Consider the following 16,113-nt stretch of genomic DNA (forward strand, 5'->3'; position numbering starts at 1 on the left):
GTAATGACCTACCACCGAAGCCTTTTCGAGCGACTCGAACGCCCGGCAGCCAACCCCGACTCTGGCGTGACCTCTGTCGCCATCCATCTGGGGAAAATGCTTAGCATCCGTGCGGGCAGTGCGCAGACATTGCCGGACTACGGCTTGCCCGACCTCAATGACATGAACCAGAGCCTGCATGAATCGTTGAGTCAGTCGCGCCTGTTGATCGAGCGATTTATCCGGGCTTACGAACCGCGTTTGAAGGACGTGCGGGTCAGGTCATTGCCCCGGGATCATGACCCTTTGGCCCTGGCGTTCGCTATTGAGGCGACGCTGGTGGTCAAGGGGGCCCGGCAGCCCGTGGTGTTCACCGCGCGCCTGAGTGACGGCGGCCGGGTCGAGGTATTGCCGGATGTCGTTTAACCGTTATTACCAAAGCGAGCTCAGTGCCTTGCGGCAGCTCGGGCGACGGTTCAGCGAACGCAACCCGGCGCTGGCGCCCTTTCTTGCCGAGTCTGGCCAGGACCCGGATGTCGAGCGTTTGCTGGAGGGCTTTGCGTTTCTCACCGGTCGCTTGCGCCAGAAGCTGGATGACGAGCTTCCAGAGCTGACGCATTCGTTGATGCATTTGCTCTGGCCCAACTACATGCGCCCGGTCCCTGCGTTCAGCATCCTGCAATTTGATCCACTCAAACACTCAGGCCCAGGTGTGTGGGTCGCGCGGGACACAACGGTTGAAAGCACCTCGGTCAATCAAGAACGCTGTCGCTTTCGTACCTGCTACGACACGCAGGTCCTGCCGCTGCAACTGAATGCGCTGGAGCACATTGCCCAGGGCGAGCAGGCGGTATTGAGCCTGCGCCTGGGCATGAGCGCCGAAGGTAATTTCAGCGAGTGGACCTTTGATCAGCTGCGCCTGCATCTGGCGGGAGATCGCTATATCAGCCAGGCGCTGTATCTGAGCCTGTTGCGTCAACTTGAAGGCATCGAGGTGCTGCCTTTTGGTGACGATGGCCTGCCATTGATTGGGGCGGACGGGCAGGTGCTGTCATTCCGGCTGGGTGCCGATCAGGTGCAGCCTGTGGGGTTCAGTGAGGAGCAAGCCTTGATCCCGTATCCGCAGAATACCTTTCGCGGGTATCGACACCTGCAGGAGTACTTCGCCTTTCCCGACAAATACCTGTTTGTCGACGTGGGGGGGTTGGATGTACTGCATCGGTTGCCTGGCGAGTTGCTCAAGCAGGTGAGGGGGGTGGTGTTGCGTTTTGAATTGCGCTGCCCGTGGCGTGAGTCCCAGAAGCCTACCCTGGAAAACGTGAAGCTGTACTGCACACCCATCGTCAACCTGTTCAAACATGACGCAGTGCCGATTCGCCTGGATGGCAAGCAGGATGAGTACCTGCTGATTCCTGGCGAATACTCACGGGAGAATGCGTGTGTCTTTTCTGTAGACCGCGTCACCGGTTGGCAGCCTGGAGGGCTTGGGTACCAGGCCTACGTCCCGTTCGAGTCCTTCGAGCATCACGGCGATACCCACCCGTCTGGAGGGGCTCCAAGCTACAGCATTCGCCAACGGCCTTCGGCACAGCATGCCGGACTCGATACCTGGCTCGGGTTCGGCAGCGGGCTGGTGCTGGACCAGCAAACACTGTCGATCGAAATGACGTGCACCAATCACAACCTGCCGAGCCTGCTGCAGGTAGGCGACATCAACCAGCCTGGCGAACAGATGCCCGAGGGTTTGTCGTTCCGCAATATCTGCGCACCGACTGCCAGCTTCTCCGCACCCCTGGACCAGGACTTTCTATGGCGACTGATCAGCAACATGTCGCTCAACTACCTGTCATTGAGTGACATCAATGCCTTGCGGGTGGTCCTCGGAACCTACGACGTGCCGCGCTACCACGATCGGCAAGCCCAAAAGGTCAGCGCAAGGCGGTTGGGCGCGATGCGATCGGTCAGTCACGCAGCGGTTGATCGGCTGCACCGTGGCGTGCCGTTTCGCGGCGTGCGCATCGACTTGGTCATCGATCCACAGGGCTTTCTGGGGCAGGGCGAAGTGTTTTTGTTTGCGTCGGTGCTCAACGAATTCTTTGCGCTTTACGCCAGCCTCAACGCCTTTCACGAACTCAGAGTCACCAGCACACAAGGAGACGTGTACCTATGGCCACCACGGATGGGGCTGCAACCCCTGCTTTGACGCAACTGTGCCTAAGCATTCGCGAATACACGCTGTTCCAGGCGGTTCTGCAGGTTATCCAGCGCCTGCGTGATACCCATCCGCTGCTGGATGACGACGCGCTGTACGACCTGTTGGAGTTTCAAGCCAACCCGGGCCTTGGTTTTCCGGGACACGATATTGATCGAGTGGAGTTTTTCATTGAGCACGATCAATTGCGTGCGCGTTTGCGCCTGAACGTGTTGGGCCTATGTGGCGCGGGGTCGCCCTTGCCGGCGTTTTATGCCGAGCAGGCCTGTGCCGACGGAGCGGCAGGCAGGGCGACCCGCGACTTCCTTGACATGTTTCACCACCGTCTGCAACGGCTGATGCTGCCGATCTGGCGCAAGTATCGCTATCGGACGTGTTTCCAGGCAGACGCCAGGGATGCTTTTTCCGAGCAGATGTTTGCATTGGTCGGGTTGAGAGGGCAGCAGATTCGCAGTGCTGCGCCATTGAACTGCACACGGCTGCTGCCCTACCTGGGGCTGCTCAGCCTGCGCGCGCATTCGGCCGCCTTGATCGAGACGGTGCTGCGTTACTACTTCAAACACAACCGCTTGTTCATCGAGCAGTGGGTCCAGCGCAGGGTTGTCATCGCTGCGTCACAGCGAAATCGCCTCGGTGCTGCGAACAGCATGCTTGGCCACGACCACGTGCTGGGGAGCCGGGTCGCGGATCGAAGCGGCAAGTTCAGGGTGCATCTGCAAGGCCTGGGCTGGCAGCAGTTCCATGGGTTTCTGCCTACCGGTGCTGACTACCCGCTGCTGTGCTCATTGGTGCGGCTGACGGTGCGTGACCCCTTGGAATATGACCTGCGGCTCGTACTGGCCAAGGCTGAAATCAGGCCGCTGCACTTGGGTGAAAACAACGTATGCCGGCTCGGCTGGACCAGTTGGCTGGCGCATGAATGCGCCGACGGTGTGGTCATTGTGCCGAGCACCGCTCACTAGGGATGAATCATTATGATGAATGTGGACCTGCAACAACTTATCCAGACATTGACCCTCCCGACCCGTCGAGACCTGGAGCGCGCAGCCGAACGGTGCGTCACGCGCGGCGGCAGGGAAGTGCTTGTAGAGGACCTGTTGCTGACCCTGCTGGAACATCACGACGGCCTGTTGATGCGTGCCTTGGGGGATGCAGGCATCGAAGCCGGCGACTTGCACGCAGCGCTGCAACCTAAAGGCGAGTCGAGCGCGTCGCGCAATCCTGTGTTTGCCCCGGCGCTCGTGCAATGGTTGCAACAGGCCTTGATGGTTGCCCATCTGGAGCTGCGGCAGACTGACGTCGATCACGCAGCGTTGCTGCTGGCGCTGTTGCGTCACCCGCTGCAACACGCAGGCAGCGCTTATCAGCGGGTGTTAAACCGTTTGGATGCCACGCGTGTACTTGGGTTTGCATTGAGCCAGGCGGCCCAAACGGCGCCTGCGCCGAGCAGTGAGGCCTTGCTGGGGCGCTTCACCCATGACCTGACACGCCAGGCTCGCGAAGGTCACATCGACCCGGTGTTGTGCCGTGACGCCGAGATCGGTCAGTTGATTGACATACTCATGCGTCGGCGCAAGAACAATCCGATCCTTGTCGGTGAAGCCGGTGTGGGCAAGACGGCCGTTGTCGAAGGCCTCGCGCTGCGTGTCGCCGCCGCACAGGTGCCGGGCGCGCTCAAGGACGTGCGGGTGTTGACCCTGGACATGGGGCTGCTCCAGGCCGGGGCGAGTATCAAGGGCGAGTTCGAGCGGCGCCTCAAAGGTGTGATCGACGAGGTCAACGCCTCGGCAAAACCTGTGATCCTGTTCATTGACGAGGCGCACACGCTGGTGGGGGCGGGCGCCCAGGCCGGTGCGTCCGATGCGGCCAATCTGCTCAAGCCGGCCCTGGCCCGTGGTGAACTGCGCACCATCGCAGCGACCACCTGGACGGAATACAAGAAATACGTCGAGAAAGATCCGGCGTTGGCGCGGCGTTTTCAACCTGTGCGGGTTGGGGAACCGAGTGTCGACCAGGCGATTTCAATCCTGCGCGGGTTGGTTCCGGTGTATGAGCGCAGCCACGGTGTTTACGTGCGCGACGATGCTGTCGTCGCGGCGGCGCAGATGAGTGCCCGCTACCTGGCCGGGCGGCAGTTACCCGACAAAGCGGTGGATGTGCTCGACACCGCCTGCGCTCGTTTGCGTACCCGTCGGGAGACGCCGCCCGAAGCATTGCAGCAGCTGAACGCGGAGCTGGCCGAAGGCGCGCGGCAACAGCAGGCATTGACTCGCGACCGGGATGCCGGGCTCAGTGTGGATGAACAGGTCTTGCACACGTTAAGCCTGCGCATGAACGCTGCGGACGATGAGCTTCAACACCTGGAGCAAGGCTGGCGAGAACAGCAGGCATTGGCGCCGCAGGTGTGCCCGCGCCTGGTGGCCCAGGTTATCAGTGCCTGGACCGGTATCCCGGTTGAGCAACTGGCATTCGAGCACAGTGCACGGGTGCTGGGCTTTGCCGATGTGTTGCGTTCGCGCATTCGTGGCCAGGAGCAAGCGATACAGGCCTTGGACCGCAACCAGCGGGCCGTCGCTGCGGGGCTCAATAAGGCCGACGCACCGGTGGGTGTCTTCCTGCTGGCAGGCCCGAGTGGGGTGGGCAAGACCGAGACTGCGCTGGCGCTTGGCGACTTGCTGTACGGCGGTGAGCGTTTTGTCACCACGCTCAACATGTCCGAATTCCAGGAAAAACATTCGCTGTCGCGGTTGATTGGCGCGCCACCCGGTTATGTCGGTTTCGGCGAGGGCGGCAGGCTGACGGAGGCCGTACGCCAACGCCCGTATTCGGTGGTGCTGCTCGATGAGGTCGAGAAGGCCGATCCGGAAGTGTTGAACCTGTTCTATCAGATTTTCGACAAAGGCCTGGCCAATGACGGGGAGGGCCGGGAGATCGACTTTCGCAACACCCTGATCCTGATGACATCCAACCTGGGCAGTGAGTGCATCGGCCAATTATGCGCAGACGGCCAGCGGCCAGATGTGCAGGTACTGCAAGAGGCGATTCGCCCGCTGCTGCGCGACCACTTCAAGCCTGCGTTGCTGGCTCGGATGCACGTGGTGCCGTATTACCCGATCTCGGACGAAATCCTGCATGACCTGGCAAGGCTCAAGCTCGAAAGCCTGGAACAACGTTTGCACCTGCGCAAGCTTGCCTTCAGCTATACGCCGGAACTGGTCGCACACATGGCCGAGCGGTGCACCCACGCTGACAGCGGTGCCCGTTACATTGACCAATGGATTGAGCGCCATCTGTTGCCGCAGGTGGTGGACCGATTGCTGGAAGCCATGGCCCGGGGCGAAACGCTGTCACGGGTGCATGCTCGCGTGGACAGTGAGGGCTATCCCTTTTGTGAGTTCAGCCAATGAGGGATACCGCATTTACCCCGATCGCCCAGCCCCAGGCCAACGCCGACCAACTGCTTGCCTGGTTCATTCGCCTGGGCATCGACGGCGAAGAAACCACGTTGCCCGGCCTGTGTGTCGCGGCGGCGGCGCAACTGAGCCAGTGTGAACTCAGCCAGTTGTACGGGCGCAATGAGTCCACCGGCCAGCTTGCACTGATTGCCCAGCATTTGCCCGGTGCGCAGCCCGCCGTCGATCCCGCCTGCACTCAGGATTTTCAGCATGAACAAGTGTTGAACCATGTACTCAGCCACCGCGCCGCCTTCAGCCTGGAAGATCTCAGCGGTGGCGTATACGAATGCGGCTTCCTGCCTGCGCTGGCGTCACCTTGGCGAGCGTTGTTATGCGTCCCGTTGTTCAATCGAGACAAGGCCATCATCGGCGTGTTGCTGTGTGCCAGCCAGCGTCCGCAACATTTGCAGGAGTGCAGCGACGCCTTGAGCCAACTGGGCAGCTTTGCCCTGATTCAATTGGCGTTGCAGCGTCGCACGTGTTCCGAAGGCCGTTTGACTCAAACGTGTGACAGTACGCCACCACCCCGTGCGGCGCTGGGTTTGATCGGCAGCAGCACCGCCATGGACGAAACGTATCGGCTGATCGGCAAGGTTCTGCATGCGCCCTATACCGTGTTGTTGCGCGGCGAAACCGGCACCGGCAAGGAGGTGGTGGCGCGCGCGATCCACGCTGCCGGCCCGCGCAGCCGCAAGGCATTCGTGGTGCAAAACTGCGCGGCGTTTCCCGAAGGGCTGCTGGAGAGTGAGCTGTTCGGTTATCGCAAGGGCGCATTCACAGGGGCGGAGCGCAACCACACCGGGCTGTTCGACACGGCTCACGGCGGCACGCTGCTGCTGGACGAAATCGGTGATATGCCGCTGTCACTGCAGGCCAAGTTATTGCGGGTCCTGCAAGAAGGCGAAGTTCGCCCATTGGGCGCGACTACGGCGCATAAGGTCGATGTGCGCATCATCGCCGCGACTCACCGAGACCTCGCCGCGATGGTCGCCCATGGCAGTTTTCGCGAAGACCTTTACTACCGGCTGGCGCAATTTCCCATCGAGCTGCCGCCCTTGCGTGAACGCGAAGGCGATGTGTTGCTGTTGGCCCGTGAATTCGCGCAACAGGCTTCTACTGCGCTTGGGCGTGAGCCGGTGATGTGGTCCAACGCTGCCCTTGATCAGCTCTCGAGCCATGCGTTCCCCGGCAATGTCCGTGAACTCAAATGCCTGGTTGAGCGCGCGGTGCTGCTCTGTGACGACGGTGTGATCCTGCCGGCGCATTTGCACTTGTCTGCGCCCCCTGCCAATGCACCCGTCGATGCGACGTTGCGCCAACGCCTGGAGCGGGTCGAGCGGGTATTCCTGATCGATTGCCTGCACAAGAACCGTGGCAATCGTACCCGTACGGCTCGTGAACTGGGCGTCGCACGGCGCACGCTGCTCTACCGTCTGGCGCGTTTGAAGATCCCGGTTGGAGATGCCCGTGAGGAGTGCTGAGTGGGAAACGTATGGGCGGCTTAATTTCATGGGAGAAACCTGATGCCTTTTCATCGGTGGCAAGCCGTTGTGCTTGTGTTGTGTTTGTTGAGTGGCTGCAACGCCAATTATGTCTTTGATGATGCCGACTACCGTCCGTTGGGTGACCCCGAGGCGATGCGTCGTGGCCAGTGAGCAGGGGAGCACAGCCATGCAATTAGTATTCGAAGTCTGTAGGACCACCAGCGACTTGCCGCCGGCTCGCAAGACGTTTGACGGCGTCGGCGGCGTAATCGGTCGTGGGGCGGGGTGCGACTGGATTATCCCTGACGCCAATCGCCTGATTTCCAGTCACCACGGCCTGGTCAGCTTTCGAGAGGGCCAGTACTTCCTGACGGATATCAGCAGCAACGGCATCGGCGTGTCAGGCAGCATGGAGCGGCTGTGCAAGGGGCAGGCACGGTTGATCAGTGCGGGGGATGTGTACCAATTGGGAACCCTGGAAATTCGTGCCCGCCTGCTGGAGCCTGCCCGGCAGTCCTTGGCCATGGATGACGTGATTCCAGACGATGCATTTCTGGGACTTGACCCTGTTCATGAGTTGGATCGCGAGCCGTTTCGTGGCGATGCGTCAGCGTTGCCGGACACCTTGGACGCCTCCGCACAGGCGATGCCACCCTCGCTGTGCCAGGGGCCCGTGGACCGCGACCACTTGGTGTTGCCAAGGTGGGCTGAGCCGGACGAACAAGTGACTGCGCCTCTCCCGGCAATGGCTGCACCTGCCAGCCCGGACGCATTCTGGTCGCAGTTTGCGCAGGCATTGGGCATCCAGGTCGACACCCTCGATACATCGGGGCGCGAAGCCCTGGCGATCAAGGTCGCGGGACTGTTCAGGCAAACCCTCGAAGGGTTACAGCAAAGCCTTCGCACCCGTGATGAGCTGAACAGTGAGATCCAGGGCGCGTTGGTGGTCCCGGTGCGTCATACCCGCAACCCGTTGAACGACTGTGCCGACACCCAGGCTGTCGTGTCGTCGCTGTTGGGGACTGGCGAGCCGGGCCAACTGTCGGCCGAGCAGGCCGTTGCCCAGGTGTGTCGAGACCTGCAGGTTCATCAACTGGCCCTGATCGTCGCCTGTCGAGCCACCGTAAGGAGCGCGTTGGCGGCTTTTGCGCCAGGGCATCTGTTGCTGTGTTTCGAGCGCGAAGGCAAGCCCTCGCGGTTCCACACCGATGGCGTGCATTGGCGAGCCTATCAACGCCACTATCGACGGCTGGCTGAAGACACGTCCCTGGGCGAGCAATTATTACGCACTGAGTTTTCCAAGGCCTATGAGGAGCAGGTGCGCCTGGTCTCCACGCTGCATTCCGGGTACCCAGGATGATGCTCATGTATCGAGTCACTGCCAGCTCAATGCTGCTGGTGCTTGGCCTGTTGGCTGGGTGCAGCACGCTTTCGCCTTTGTCGACCCTGACCAAACTGGACCTGACGTTGACGTCCAGCGACGACGTCAACCCCGACCTTCATGGTCGTCCATCGCCAGTGGTGGTGCACCTGCTTGAGTTGCGCCATCCCGTGGCCTTTGAACACGCCGACTTCTTCAGCCTCTACGGCCGGGCCGAGCAGACACTGCCCAAGGATTGGGTCGCCAGCGAGGAACTGGAGCTGCGTCCGGGTCAGCAGACGGCGCTCAAGCTCAGTGTCGGGCCACACAGCCGGTATGTCGGCGTGCTCGCAGCTTATCGCGACTTGCCCCACGTGCAATGGCGGCTGGTGGTGCCCGTGGTCCCTGGGCAACGGAGCCGGGCCGAAATCATGCTGGACCAACAGGGTATGCGGATAGCACCCCGTCATACCGACAGGACGGAGGACTGAGATGCAAACCCACAACGTTATCTGGCAAGAAGGCATGCTGCTCAGGCCCCAGCATTTGCAGCACAGCGATCGCTACTACCATCGGCAACTCAACCGCACGCGCCTGCTGAACAGCGATGCCTGGGGTTTCCTGACCCTGGAAGTGGACGTGCAATACCTCAACCTGGGCAAGGTGGTTGTCACCCAGGCCAGCGGTGTATTACCCGATGGCAGCCTGTTCGAACTCAGCGGTGCGATGGAGCCCCTGGTGCTACAGGTTCCTGCCAACGCAGGCAGGCAAGCGGTCTACCTGGCGTTGCCGCTGGCGACTGACAATCAGGTGCACGTGCGCAGGCAGGAGCAAAGCGATGTCCTGGCGCGTTACGTCGCTTATGAAACCGAGATAGGGGACACCAATGCCGGTGTCGATTCCCTGTGCCAGGTCCACTGTGCACGCCCGGATTTGCGCCTGGTGTTGGGGGAGCAGCCCAGTGATCCGTCCTACGTGAAACTGCAGGTCGCCCAGGTGTTGGCTTCGACCCAGGAAGGTGGGGTGCGGCTGGAGGCGGATTTCGTGCCGACGTTTCTCTATCTGCAAGGCGCCGGCTATGTGTCGTCATGCGTCAAGGAAGTGATCAGCCTGCTGGCCAACCGTGGCGAGGCGATTGCCGCCCGCATCCAGGGCAGTGGTGCCTCTGCCGGGGCACAGGTCGGTGATTTTCTGATGCTGCAATTGATCAATCGTGCGGAGTTGATTTTGCGTCACTACCTGAGCCAGGCGCAGGTCCGTCCGGAGCAGGTGTTTCGGGAGTTGCTGTCGATTCTTGGCGAGCTGTCAACGTTCGCCAGCGACAACAAGCGCGCGCAATGCTCGGTGCACTACCAGCACGGTGATCAAGGCGCGAGCTTCCGTGGGCTGATGGAGGGGCTTCGCACCTTGCTTTCATGGGTGCTGGAACAACATGCCATTGAACTGACGTTGCAACCGCGCCAGTACGGGGTATTGGTCTGCCCGGTGAACGATCTCAAGCTACTCGGCTCGGCCACGTTCATTCTGGCGGCCACTGCCCAGTGCGATACAGAGGAGCTGCGCCATCGCCTGCCATCACACCTCAAGATCGGCCCCGTTGAGCGCATCCGCGAGCTGGTGAACCTGCACCTCGCCGGCATCAAGGTCAAGCCGCTGCCGGTAGCGCCGAGGCAGATTCCGTTCCACGCGGGCAAGACCTATTTCATGCTCGAACTCAGTCCCCGCGACATCGCGCAACTGGAGCAGTCGGGTGGTTTCGCCTTTCACGCCAGCGGCGAGTTTGCCGAGCTGCAACTCAACTTCTGGGCTATCAGGAACTGAATGCCATGACGATGGACAGTGAATACCCGCAGGACGAAAAAACCGTGCTGCTCGACCGAGAGGGGCTAGGCCCGGCGCATGGGGCCGTCACGGACTTCCCATCGCCGCCACGTTTCGAGCAACTGGAAGACCGCATGATCTATAGCGCCCACTTGCAGGGCGCGCAGCGCTTCAGCGTGGGCTCCAATATCCTCCTGGCAGCGGCCTGGGAACTCTTGTTGCAGCTCGTGCAACTGAAAACCGGCCCTGCTCGGGAAAGCCTGTTGTCGCTCAATGACCAGCTTTCATCCGAGGTCAATGCGTTTGAGGCACGAGCCCTGCACCAGGGCGCTGAAAATAGTCAGGTGATGTCGGCGCGCTATGTGCTCTGCACTGTGATTGATGAGGCGGTGGTCACCACGTCCTGGGGCAGTCGCAGCGACTGGTCGAAGACGAGCTTGTTGAGCCGCTTTCACAACGAAACCTTCGGCGGTGAAAAGTTCTTCCAGTTGCTGGAGCGCTTGTCCCGCGATCCTGTCAAGCATGTGGCCATGCTGGAGCTTATGTACGTGTGCCTGTCGCTGGGGTTCGAGGGCAAATACCGGGTCATGGAGCGGGGCAGGGTGCAGCTTGAGAGTATGCAGGATGCGGTGTATCGCCAGATCCGGCATGTGCGCGGTGAGCGACTGCCTGTTTCGCTTTCGCCCGCGTCGATGAAGGTAACTCGGTCGCGCGTCCGCTTTATTTCTTTCACCTGGGTTGCCCTCGGTGTGCTGGCCTGCTTACTCGTGATGTATTCAGGCTTTGCCTGGGTTTTGGGGCAGGAGCGCATGACGGCGCTGCAACCTTTTCAATCGTCGGTGTCAGGCGCGTCCCAGACGCCCTTGTAACGCAGGGAGCAATGAATGAACGCATTCTTCAAGGGCGCGGGCACGGTGCTGCGCAAGAGTTGGGCCTGGAGCCTGTTACTGGTGTTTTCCTGTGCGCTGCTGGTGTGGTTTTTCGGGCCTTTGCTGGCGGTGGATGACTACCGTTTCTGGCAAAGTTCCACTGCCCGTTTGCTGACCATCAGCGCGATGCTGTTGTTCTGGGGATTGGCGATGGTTGTGGTAGGCGCACGTCGCGCTGTTCGCCTCGATCAGCCTGAACACCAGGACCGTCATCGACGACAGGCATTGATCAGCAACGAAATCGGGCACATACGCGGGCGCTTTAAAGAGGCCCTGCACACCCTGAAAACTTCACGCTGCTATGGTGAACGCAGCGAACGCTCACGCAACGAGCTGCCCTGGTATCTGTTGATCGGCGAGCAGGGGAGCGGCAAGACGGCGTTGCTGTCCGCCAATGGGTTGCAGTCACCCCTTGACCGGACCGAAGCGGCGCGTCCAGGCACGAGCGCCTACTGTGACTGGTATTTCGCGGATGAGGCGGTACTGGTCGAATTGGCTGGCCGCTACTTGGACCAGCCGGACCCTTCGGTAGACGGGTCAGGTTGGTCGGCCTTGCTGGGCCTGCTCAAATCGTGGCGCCGATCACGGCCGCTCAATGGCGTGGTGGTGACGCTGTCAGTTGATACGTTATTGCGCAGCCATGAACACGACCTGCAACTGCAGGCGCGTAACGTGCACACCCGCTTGCAGGATATTCAGCAGGTATTGCATGTGGATGTGCCGGTTTACCTGGCATTGACCCAGGCTGATCGCTTGCCTGGATTTGCCGAGTTCTTCGATGCGCAACAGGGCGACAGCGCCGACGATGTGTTGGGTGGTTGCTTGGCAGCCGGTACGACCGGCATTGACGTCGCCGAAGTGCGTGAAGCATTCGACGCGTTGTTGCAGCGCCTGGGCGCCGAGCTGATCCCGCGTTTGCATCAGGAGCGAAACCTTGAGCAACGGGGCCAGATGCTGGAGTTCCCCCGGCAGGTTGCACGCCTCGGCGATGGCTTGGGCCTGTTTATCGAGACTGCGTTTTCCGCCCATCGTTATCAGCGTATCAATGGCCTGCGAGGGTTCTACCTGACCAGCGCGAAGTCAAGCGATGGACGTGCTCACTTTGTCCAGGGCCTGTTCAATCGCGTGATTTTTGCCGAGGCTGATCTGGCCGGGCTGCATTCCCCGGAGCGGCAGCGTATACGTCGACGCCACGGGGCATTGGCGCTGGCTGCATCAATCCTTATCGGCGCAGCGGCAGCGTTATGGATGCACAGCTATTCGTTCAACCATCAGCGGTTGGTACAGCTGCTGGCATTGACCAGCTCCACGCCTTCAACCCCGCTCAGCCTGGACGATAGCCCGGCATTGTTGGCGTTGCTGGACAGTCGGCTGGCCGCGACACGCGTATTTCCACCGCAGGCAGCGGCACGATGGGTCGATCGGGCCGGTTTATATCAAGGCGACGTCAGTCGTGCGCTGTTGGACGGCGCCTATGAAGAGTCCCTGCGTCAGCAACTGCTGCCCTTTGTCACCTCCCTGCTCGAAACGCAGGTGCAAGCGAGCCTGGGTGACCGCGAGCGCTTGTTGGATAGCCTGCGCGCCTACCTGATGCTTAACCTGCGCGATCGACGTGATACGGCTTGGCTGGCGGAATATGTGGCCGGGCAATGGCCTGCGGGGAATGCAGGGGATACATCGGCACATAAGCGACTGAGCGAACACCTCATGCGGCTCCTTGAACAACCCTTTGAAGTGGCGTTGAACGATGAGTCGGTAGCCCAGGCTCGCCAGGCGTTACGCGGCGAATCACTGGCCGAGGTGGTCTACCGTGCACTGCGTGATCACGCGCGGAATCTGGAGCCTCACCACTTGGCTGCAGGTCCGGCGTTCTCCAGGGGCGAGTCAGCCGTTCCGGGGTTCTATACCAAAAAGTACGTTGAGTATTTCGAGCGGCAGGGCCCTCAGTTGGTCAATGCCATTGCCCAGGATAATTGGGTGCTTGGTGAGGCAACTGATCTCAGCGTAATGGCGTTGCGTAAGTTGATGCTGGAGCTGGAGCAGCGCTATTTCAGTGAATACGCCGATGCCTGGAGTGAAGCGCTTGGTCGACTCCGACTGGTAGAAAGTGACAGCCTGAGACAAAGTGCGCAGCAGTTGGCAAGCCTTGCATCCAGCCAGTCGGGGGTGCTGCAGGTGTTGCAGCAGGTGCGCGAAAACACCCGTCTGGTGCCGGCATCGCAGCGGTTTGAGGCGGTTAGCCAGCACGCGGGTGCGTTGGGCACGGCAGCCACAGCCGTGCTGAACAGCGTGGTGCCGGCGGATACCGCCCGACGTGCATTGCAGCGCCGCTTCGAGCCATTGCACCAATTGCTCGATGACGAGCAGAACCCCGCTGGCGAGTGGATGCAGGCATTGCGCCTGCTGGACGAGCTGCAGCTGCAATTGTCGACACTGAGCCGGGAGAGTTCGCCGGAGCAGGCAGCGTACAAGCTGGCCAGGCAACGCATGGAGGGGCAGCAACCGCTCTTGGGCAACCTGCGGGATACGGCCATGCGCTTGCCTGCGCCGCTCAAGGGCTGGTTCGAAGGGGTTGCCGAGCAGAGTTGGCGCCACCTGCTGGATGACGCCTATGTGTATATCAATCAGCGTTATCAAAGTGAGGTCCATGGCTTTTACGCGAAGGCGATTCGGCAACGCTACCCGTTCAATGCCCATGCTGGCGGCGACGTCGCCCTGGATGATTTCCAGGCCTTCTTCAAACCGCGAGGGACGATGGAGCGCTTCTATGATGGCTTCCTGCGGCCCTTCGTCAGTGCCGAGGGTAGCCGCTATCGTTTGCGCAGTCTGGAGGGGCACAGTCTGCCGGTGTCGCGTTCGCTGCTGGATCAACTGGCCAAGGCCCAGACCATCCGCCAAGGTTTTTTCACCGAGGACCAGGGGGATTGGGCCGTTCGGTTTACGCTGGCGCCCTACAGCCTGGACCAGGCGGTCAGCCGGGCGACGCTGCGGGTAGGTGATCAGCAGTTGGAATACCGGCATGGCCCGATTGTGCCAATGGCCTTCCGTTGGCCGATCGACACCGATAACGGTCGCAGCAGCCTGATACTGGAACGCGGTGCAGAGCGGCCATTGGGCATAGAAAAAGACCGGGGCGCCTGGTCGCTGTTCCGGCTTTTCGAGCTGATGCAAAACGAGGCCGCCAGCGGCAGGGACGCGCAGATCCTCAAGGCTGACCTTGCCGGCTTGCGTGCCAATTACCTGCTCACCAGTCAACGCAACCCCAGCCCGTTCCAGATGGCGACATGGCGGACCTTCCGCCTGCCGGAGCAACTGTGAGCCGGGCGCTCTCCTGGCGAAGCGCCGGGCAAACGGCGCAAGGCAAGCGTCGCACGCACAACGAGGATGCCTTCCTCGACTGCCCGCAACGCGGTTGCTGGGCGGTCGCCGATGGCATGGGCGGCCACACGGCCGGGCATGTCGCCAGTCAACGGGTGGTCAGCAGCCTTGCTGCGCTGTCGGGCGAAGGCGGGTTGGACCAGCGGGTCAAGGCGATCCGAGGCAGCCTGCGCGGCCTCGACAGCCAACTGCAACCCGCCGATGGGCTGTCGGGCATTATAGGCAGCACGGTCGTTGTGCTGGTGCTCGAACACGACCGCGCGGCGTGTATCTGGGCCGGGGACAGTCGCTGCTACCTATGGCGCGGGCAGCGTTTGTATCAGCTGTCGCGTGACCACTCCTTGCAGCAGCATCTGATGGACAAACAGCACTTGAGTCCCGAGCTGGCCCAGGCTCATCCCGGCGCAAAAGCCTTGACCCGCGCGATCGGTGCTCGACAGCCACTGAGCCTCGAGGTGCTGGAACTGGGCGTCCACGCCGGGGATGTGTTTTTGTTGTGCAGTGATGGCCTGTACCAGGGGCTCAGCCACAGCGCGCTGGGGAGCGCCATGAGCGCAGGCACGCCACGTCAGGTGGTGGACCGATTGTTCAGCGATGTGCTGCGTGGGCCGGCGCCGGATGACCTGACTGCCGTGGTGGTCCAGTCATGAGCGAGGCGCCGGCCTTGCCAAGCCTGCTTGCGGGGCGCTATCAGCTTGAACGAGTCCTTGGCAGTGGCGGCATGGGCGTGGTCTATCGTGCCCGGGACCTGCTGCATGAGGCGTTCGGCGAGCCGGACTGCCGAGTGGCGTTGAAGCTGTTGGGTGAACCTCTTTCCATGTGCGACGACGCCCATGTGTTGCTGTACAGCGAGTTCGCTATGACCCGCAGCCTGCATCATGAGCACGTCGTCCGTGTGTTTTCTTTCGAGGTCGACACCGCCCACCAATTGGCATTTTTCACCATGGAAGTCATGCCAGGCCTGACACTGGACCGCATGCTGCCGGAGTGCCCCCAGGGGCTGCCCTGGCACGCGTTGCAGCCCATGGCCTTGCAACTGCTCGACGCCTTGGACTACACCCATCGACAGGGTGTCCTGCATGGCGATGTGAAACCGGCGAACATCATGGTGGGAGAGCAGGGGATGCGCCTGTTCGACTTTGGCCTGGGGCATGCCGAGGTGCAGGCGAGGGCCGGGCTACCCGGCTTGAGCCGCAGTCGCCTGAACGCCTGGACACCGGCCTATGCCGCGCCGGAGTTGATGGCGGGAGGGGCACCGTCGGCCAGTGCCGACCTGTATGGGGCGGCGTGTGTGCTTTATGAACTGGCCGAGGGGCGACGCCCCGGTGATCGCCAGGGCCATCAACGGCTGCCTCGGCCCAGGCAATTGCCCAGGCATTGCTGGCCGTCGTTGTGCTCAGCGCTGGCGATGGACCCCGAGCAGCGAACGGTCAGCGTCGCCGAACTGCGCGAGGCGTTGGCGAACCGGCGACGTCGCTGGTTCCTGGGGTAATGC

13 protein-coding genes are annotated in these 16,113 nt (G+C 61.5%); all 13 read left to right on the plus strand.

Annotated features, from left to right (window positions below; all coding sequences use genetic code 11):
- Nucleotides 1-3 precede the first annotated feature (3 nt).
- Genes tssE through KHP07_RS06850 form a run of 13 tightly spaced genes read left to right on the plus strand, consistent with a single transcriptional unit; the run spans nt 4 to nt 16,110 of the window.
- The gene (gene tssE / locus KHP07_RS06795) at nt 4-405 is read left to right on the plus strand and encodes a type VI secretion system baseplate subunit TssE (protein ID WP_214496842.1); all 402 of its coding nucleotides are present in this window, start codon (nt 4-6) and stop codon (nt 403-405) included.
- Entirely contained in the window at nt 395-2,182 is a 1,788-nt protein-coding gene (gene tssF / locus KHP07_RS06800; RefSeq protein ID WP_214496843.1) for a type VI secretion system baseplate subunit TssF, read from the plus strand. Before tssE ends, tssF begins: the two co-directional genes overlap by 11 nt.
- Complete coding sequence (tssG, locus tag KHP07_RS06805; RefSeq protein ID WP_214496844.1) at nt 2,146-3,153, plus strand: type VI secretion system baseplate subunit TssG; 1,008 nt, start codon at nt 2,146-2,148, stop codon at nt 3,151-3,153. The genes tssF and tssG overlap by 37 nt, the downstream gene beginning before the upstream one ends.
- 12 nt (nt 3,154-3,165) lie before the next feature.
- Nucleotides 3,166-5,598, plus strand: coding sequence for an AAA family ATPase (locus tag KHP07_RS06810; RefSeq protein WP_214496845.1), 2,433 nt, complete (start codon nt 3,166-3,168; stop codon nt 5,596-5,598).
- Nucleotides 5,595-7,127, plus strand: coding sequence for a sigma-54 interaction domain-containing protein (locus KHP07_RS06815; protein ID WP_214496846.1), 1,533 nt, complete (start codon nt 5,595-5,597; stop codon nt 7,125-7,127). Before KHP07_RS06810 ends, KHP07_RS06815 begins: the two co-directional genes overlap by 4 nt.
- Before the next feature lie 42 nt (nt 7,128-7,169).
- Nucleotides 7,170-7,301 (plus strand): type VI secretion protein, encoded by a 132-nt coding sequence (locus KHP07_RS29465; RefSeq protein ID WP_078048784.1) that lies wholly within the window; start codon nt 7,170-7,172, stop codon nt 7,299-7,301.
- A gap of 16 nt (nt 7,302-7,317) precedes the next feature.
- The gene (gene tagH, locus KHP07_RS06820) at nt 7,318-8,490 is read left to right on the plus strand and encodes a type VI secretion system-associated FHA domain protein TagH (protein WP_214496847.1); all 1,173 of its coding nucleotides are present in this window, start codon (nt 7,318-7,320) and stop codon (nt 8,488-8,490) included.
- A gap of 5 nt (nt 8,491-8,495) precedes the next feature.
- A complete protein-coding gene (tssJ, locus tag KHP07_RS06825) occupies nt 8,496-8,981 on the plus strand; it encodes a type VI secretion system lipoprotein TssJ (RefSeq protein ID WP_214496848.1) in 486 nt (161 codons plus the stop codon).
- 1 nt (nt 8,982) lies between these two features.
- Nucleotides 8,983-10,311 carry a type VI secretion system baseplate subunit TssK gene (gene tssK / locus KHP07_RS06830; RefSeq protein ID WP_078048781.1) on the plus strand — a complete coding sequence of 443 codons (1,329 nt, stop codon included), beginning with the start codon at nt 8,983-8,985 and terminating at the stop codon, nt 10,309-10,311.
- A gap of 5 nt (nt 10,312-10,316) precedes the next feature.
- Nucleotides 10,317-11,180 (plus strand): type IVB secretion system protein IcmH/DotU, encoded by an 864-nt coding sequence (gene icmH / locus KHP07_RS06835; RefSeq protein WP_214496849.1) that lies wholly within the window; start codon nt 10,317-10,319, stop codon nt 11,178-11,180.
- Nucleotides 11,181-11,195: 15 nt separating this feature from the next.
- A complete protein-coding gene (tssM, locus tag KHP07_RS06840) occupies nt 11,196-14,558 on the plus strand; it encodes a type VI secretion system membrane subunit TssM (RefSeq protein ID WP_214496850.1) in 3,363 nt (1,120 codons plus the stop codon).
- Nucleotides 14,555-15,268: a PP2C family protein-serine/threonine phosphatase gene (locus KHP07_RS06845; protein WP_214496851.1), complete on the plus strand. Its 714-nt coding sequence runs from the start codon at nt 14,555-14,557 to the stop codon at nt 15,266-15,268. The genes tssM and KHP07_RS06845 overlap by 4 nt, the downstream gene beginning before the upstream one ends.
- The gene (locus KHP07_RS06850; protein ID WP_214496852.1) at nt 15,265-16,110 is read left to right on the plus strand and encodes a serine/threonine-protein kinase; all 846 of its coding nucleotides are present in this window, start codon (nt 15,265-15,267) and stop codon (nt 16,108-16,110) included. Before KHP07_RS06845 ends, KHP07_RS06850 begins: the two co-directional genes overlap by 4 nt.
- Nucleotides 16,111-16,113 lie beyond the last annotated feature (3 nt).

Source organism: Pseudomonas sp. VS40, from assembly GCF_018587885.1.
GTDB lineage: Bacteria > Pseudomonadota > Gammaproteobacteria > Pseudomonadales > Pseudomonadaceae > Aquipseudomonas > Aquipseudomonas pergaminensis.

Coding starts and splice junctions, on each gene's coding strand:
- tssE (WP_214496842.1), top strand. CDS start 4: ATGACCTACCACCGAAGCCTTTTCGAGCGACTCGAACGCCCGGCAGCC.
- tssF (WP_214496843.1), top strand. CDS start 395: ATGTCGTTTAACCGTTATTACCAAAGCGAGCTCAGTGCCTTGCGGCAG.
- tssG (WP_214496844.1), top strand. CDS start 2,146: ATGGCCACCACGGATGGGGCTGCAACCCCTGCTTTGACGCAACTGTGC.
- KHP07_RS06810 (WP_214496845.1), top strand. CDS start 3,166: ATGATGAATGTGGACCTGCAACAACTTATCCAGACATTGACCCTCCCG.
- KHP07_RS06815 (WP_214496846.1), top strand. CDS start 5,595: ATGAGGGATACCGCATTTACCCCGATCGCCCAGCCCCAGGCCAACGCC.
- KHP07_RS29465 (WP_078048784.1), top strand. CDS start 7,170: ATGCCTTTTCATCGGTGGCAAGCCGTTGTGCTTGTGTTGTGTTTGTTG.
- tagH (WP_214496847.1), top strand. CDS start 7,318: ATGCAATTAGTATTCGAAGTCTGTAGGACCACCAGCGACTTGCCGCCG.
- tssJ (WP_214496848.1), top strand. CDS start 8,496: ATGTATCGAGTCACTGCCAGCTCAATGCTGCTGGTGCTTGGCCTGTTG.
- tssK (WP_078048781.1), top strand. CDS start 8,983: ATGCAAACCCACAACGTTATCTGGCAAGAAGGCATGCTGCTCAGGCCC.
- icmH (WP_214496849.1), top strand. CDS start 10,317: ATGACGATGGACAGTGAATACCCGCAGGACGAAAAAACCGTGCTGCTC.
- tssM (WP_214496850.1), top strand. CDS start 11,196: ATGAACGCATTCTTCAAGGGCGCGGGCACGGTGCTGCGCAAGAGTTGG.
- KHP07_RS06850 (WP_214496852.1), top strand. CDS start 15,265: ATGAGCGAGGCGCCGGCCTTGCCAAGCCTGCTTGCGGGGCGCTATCAG.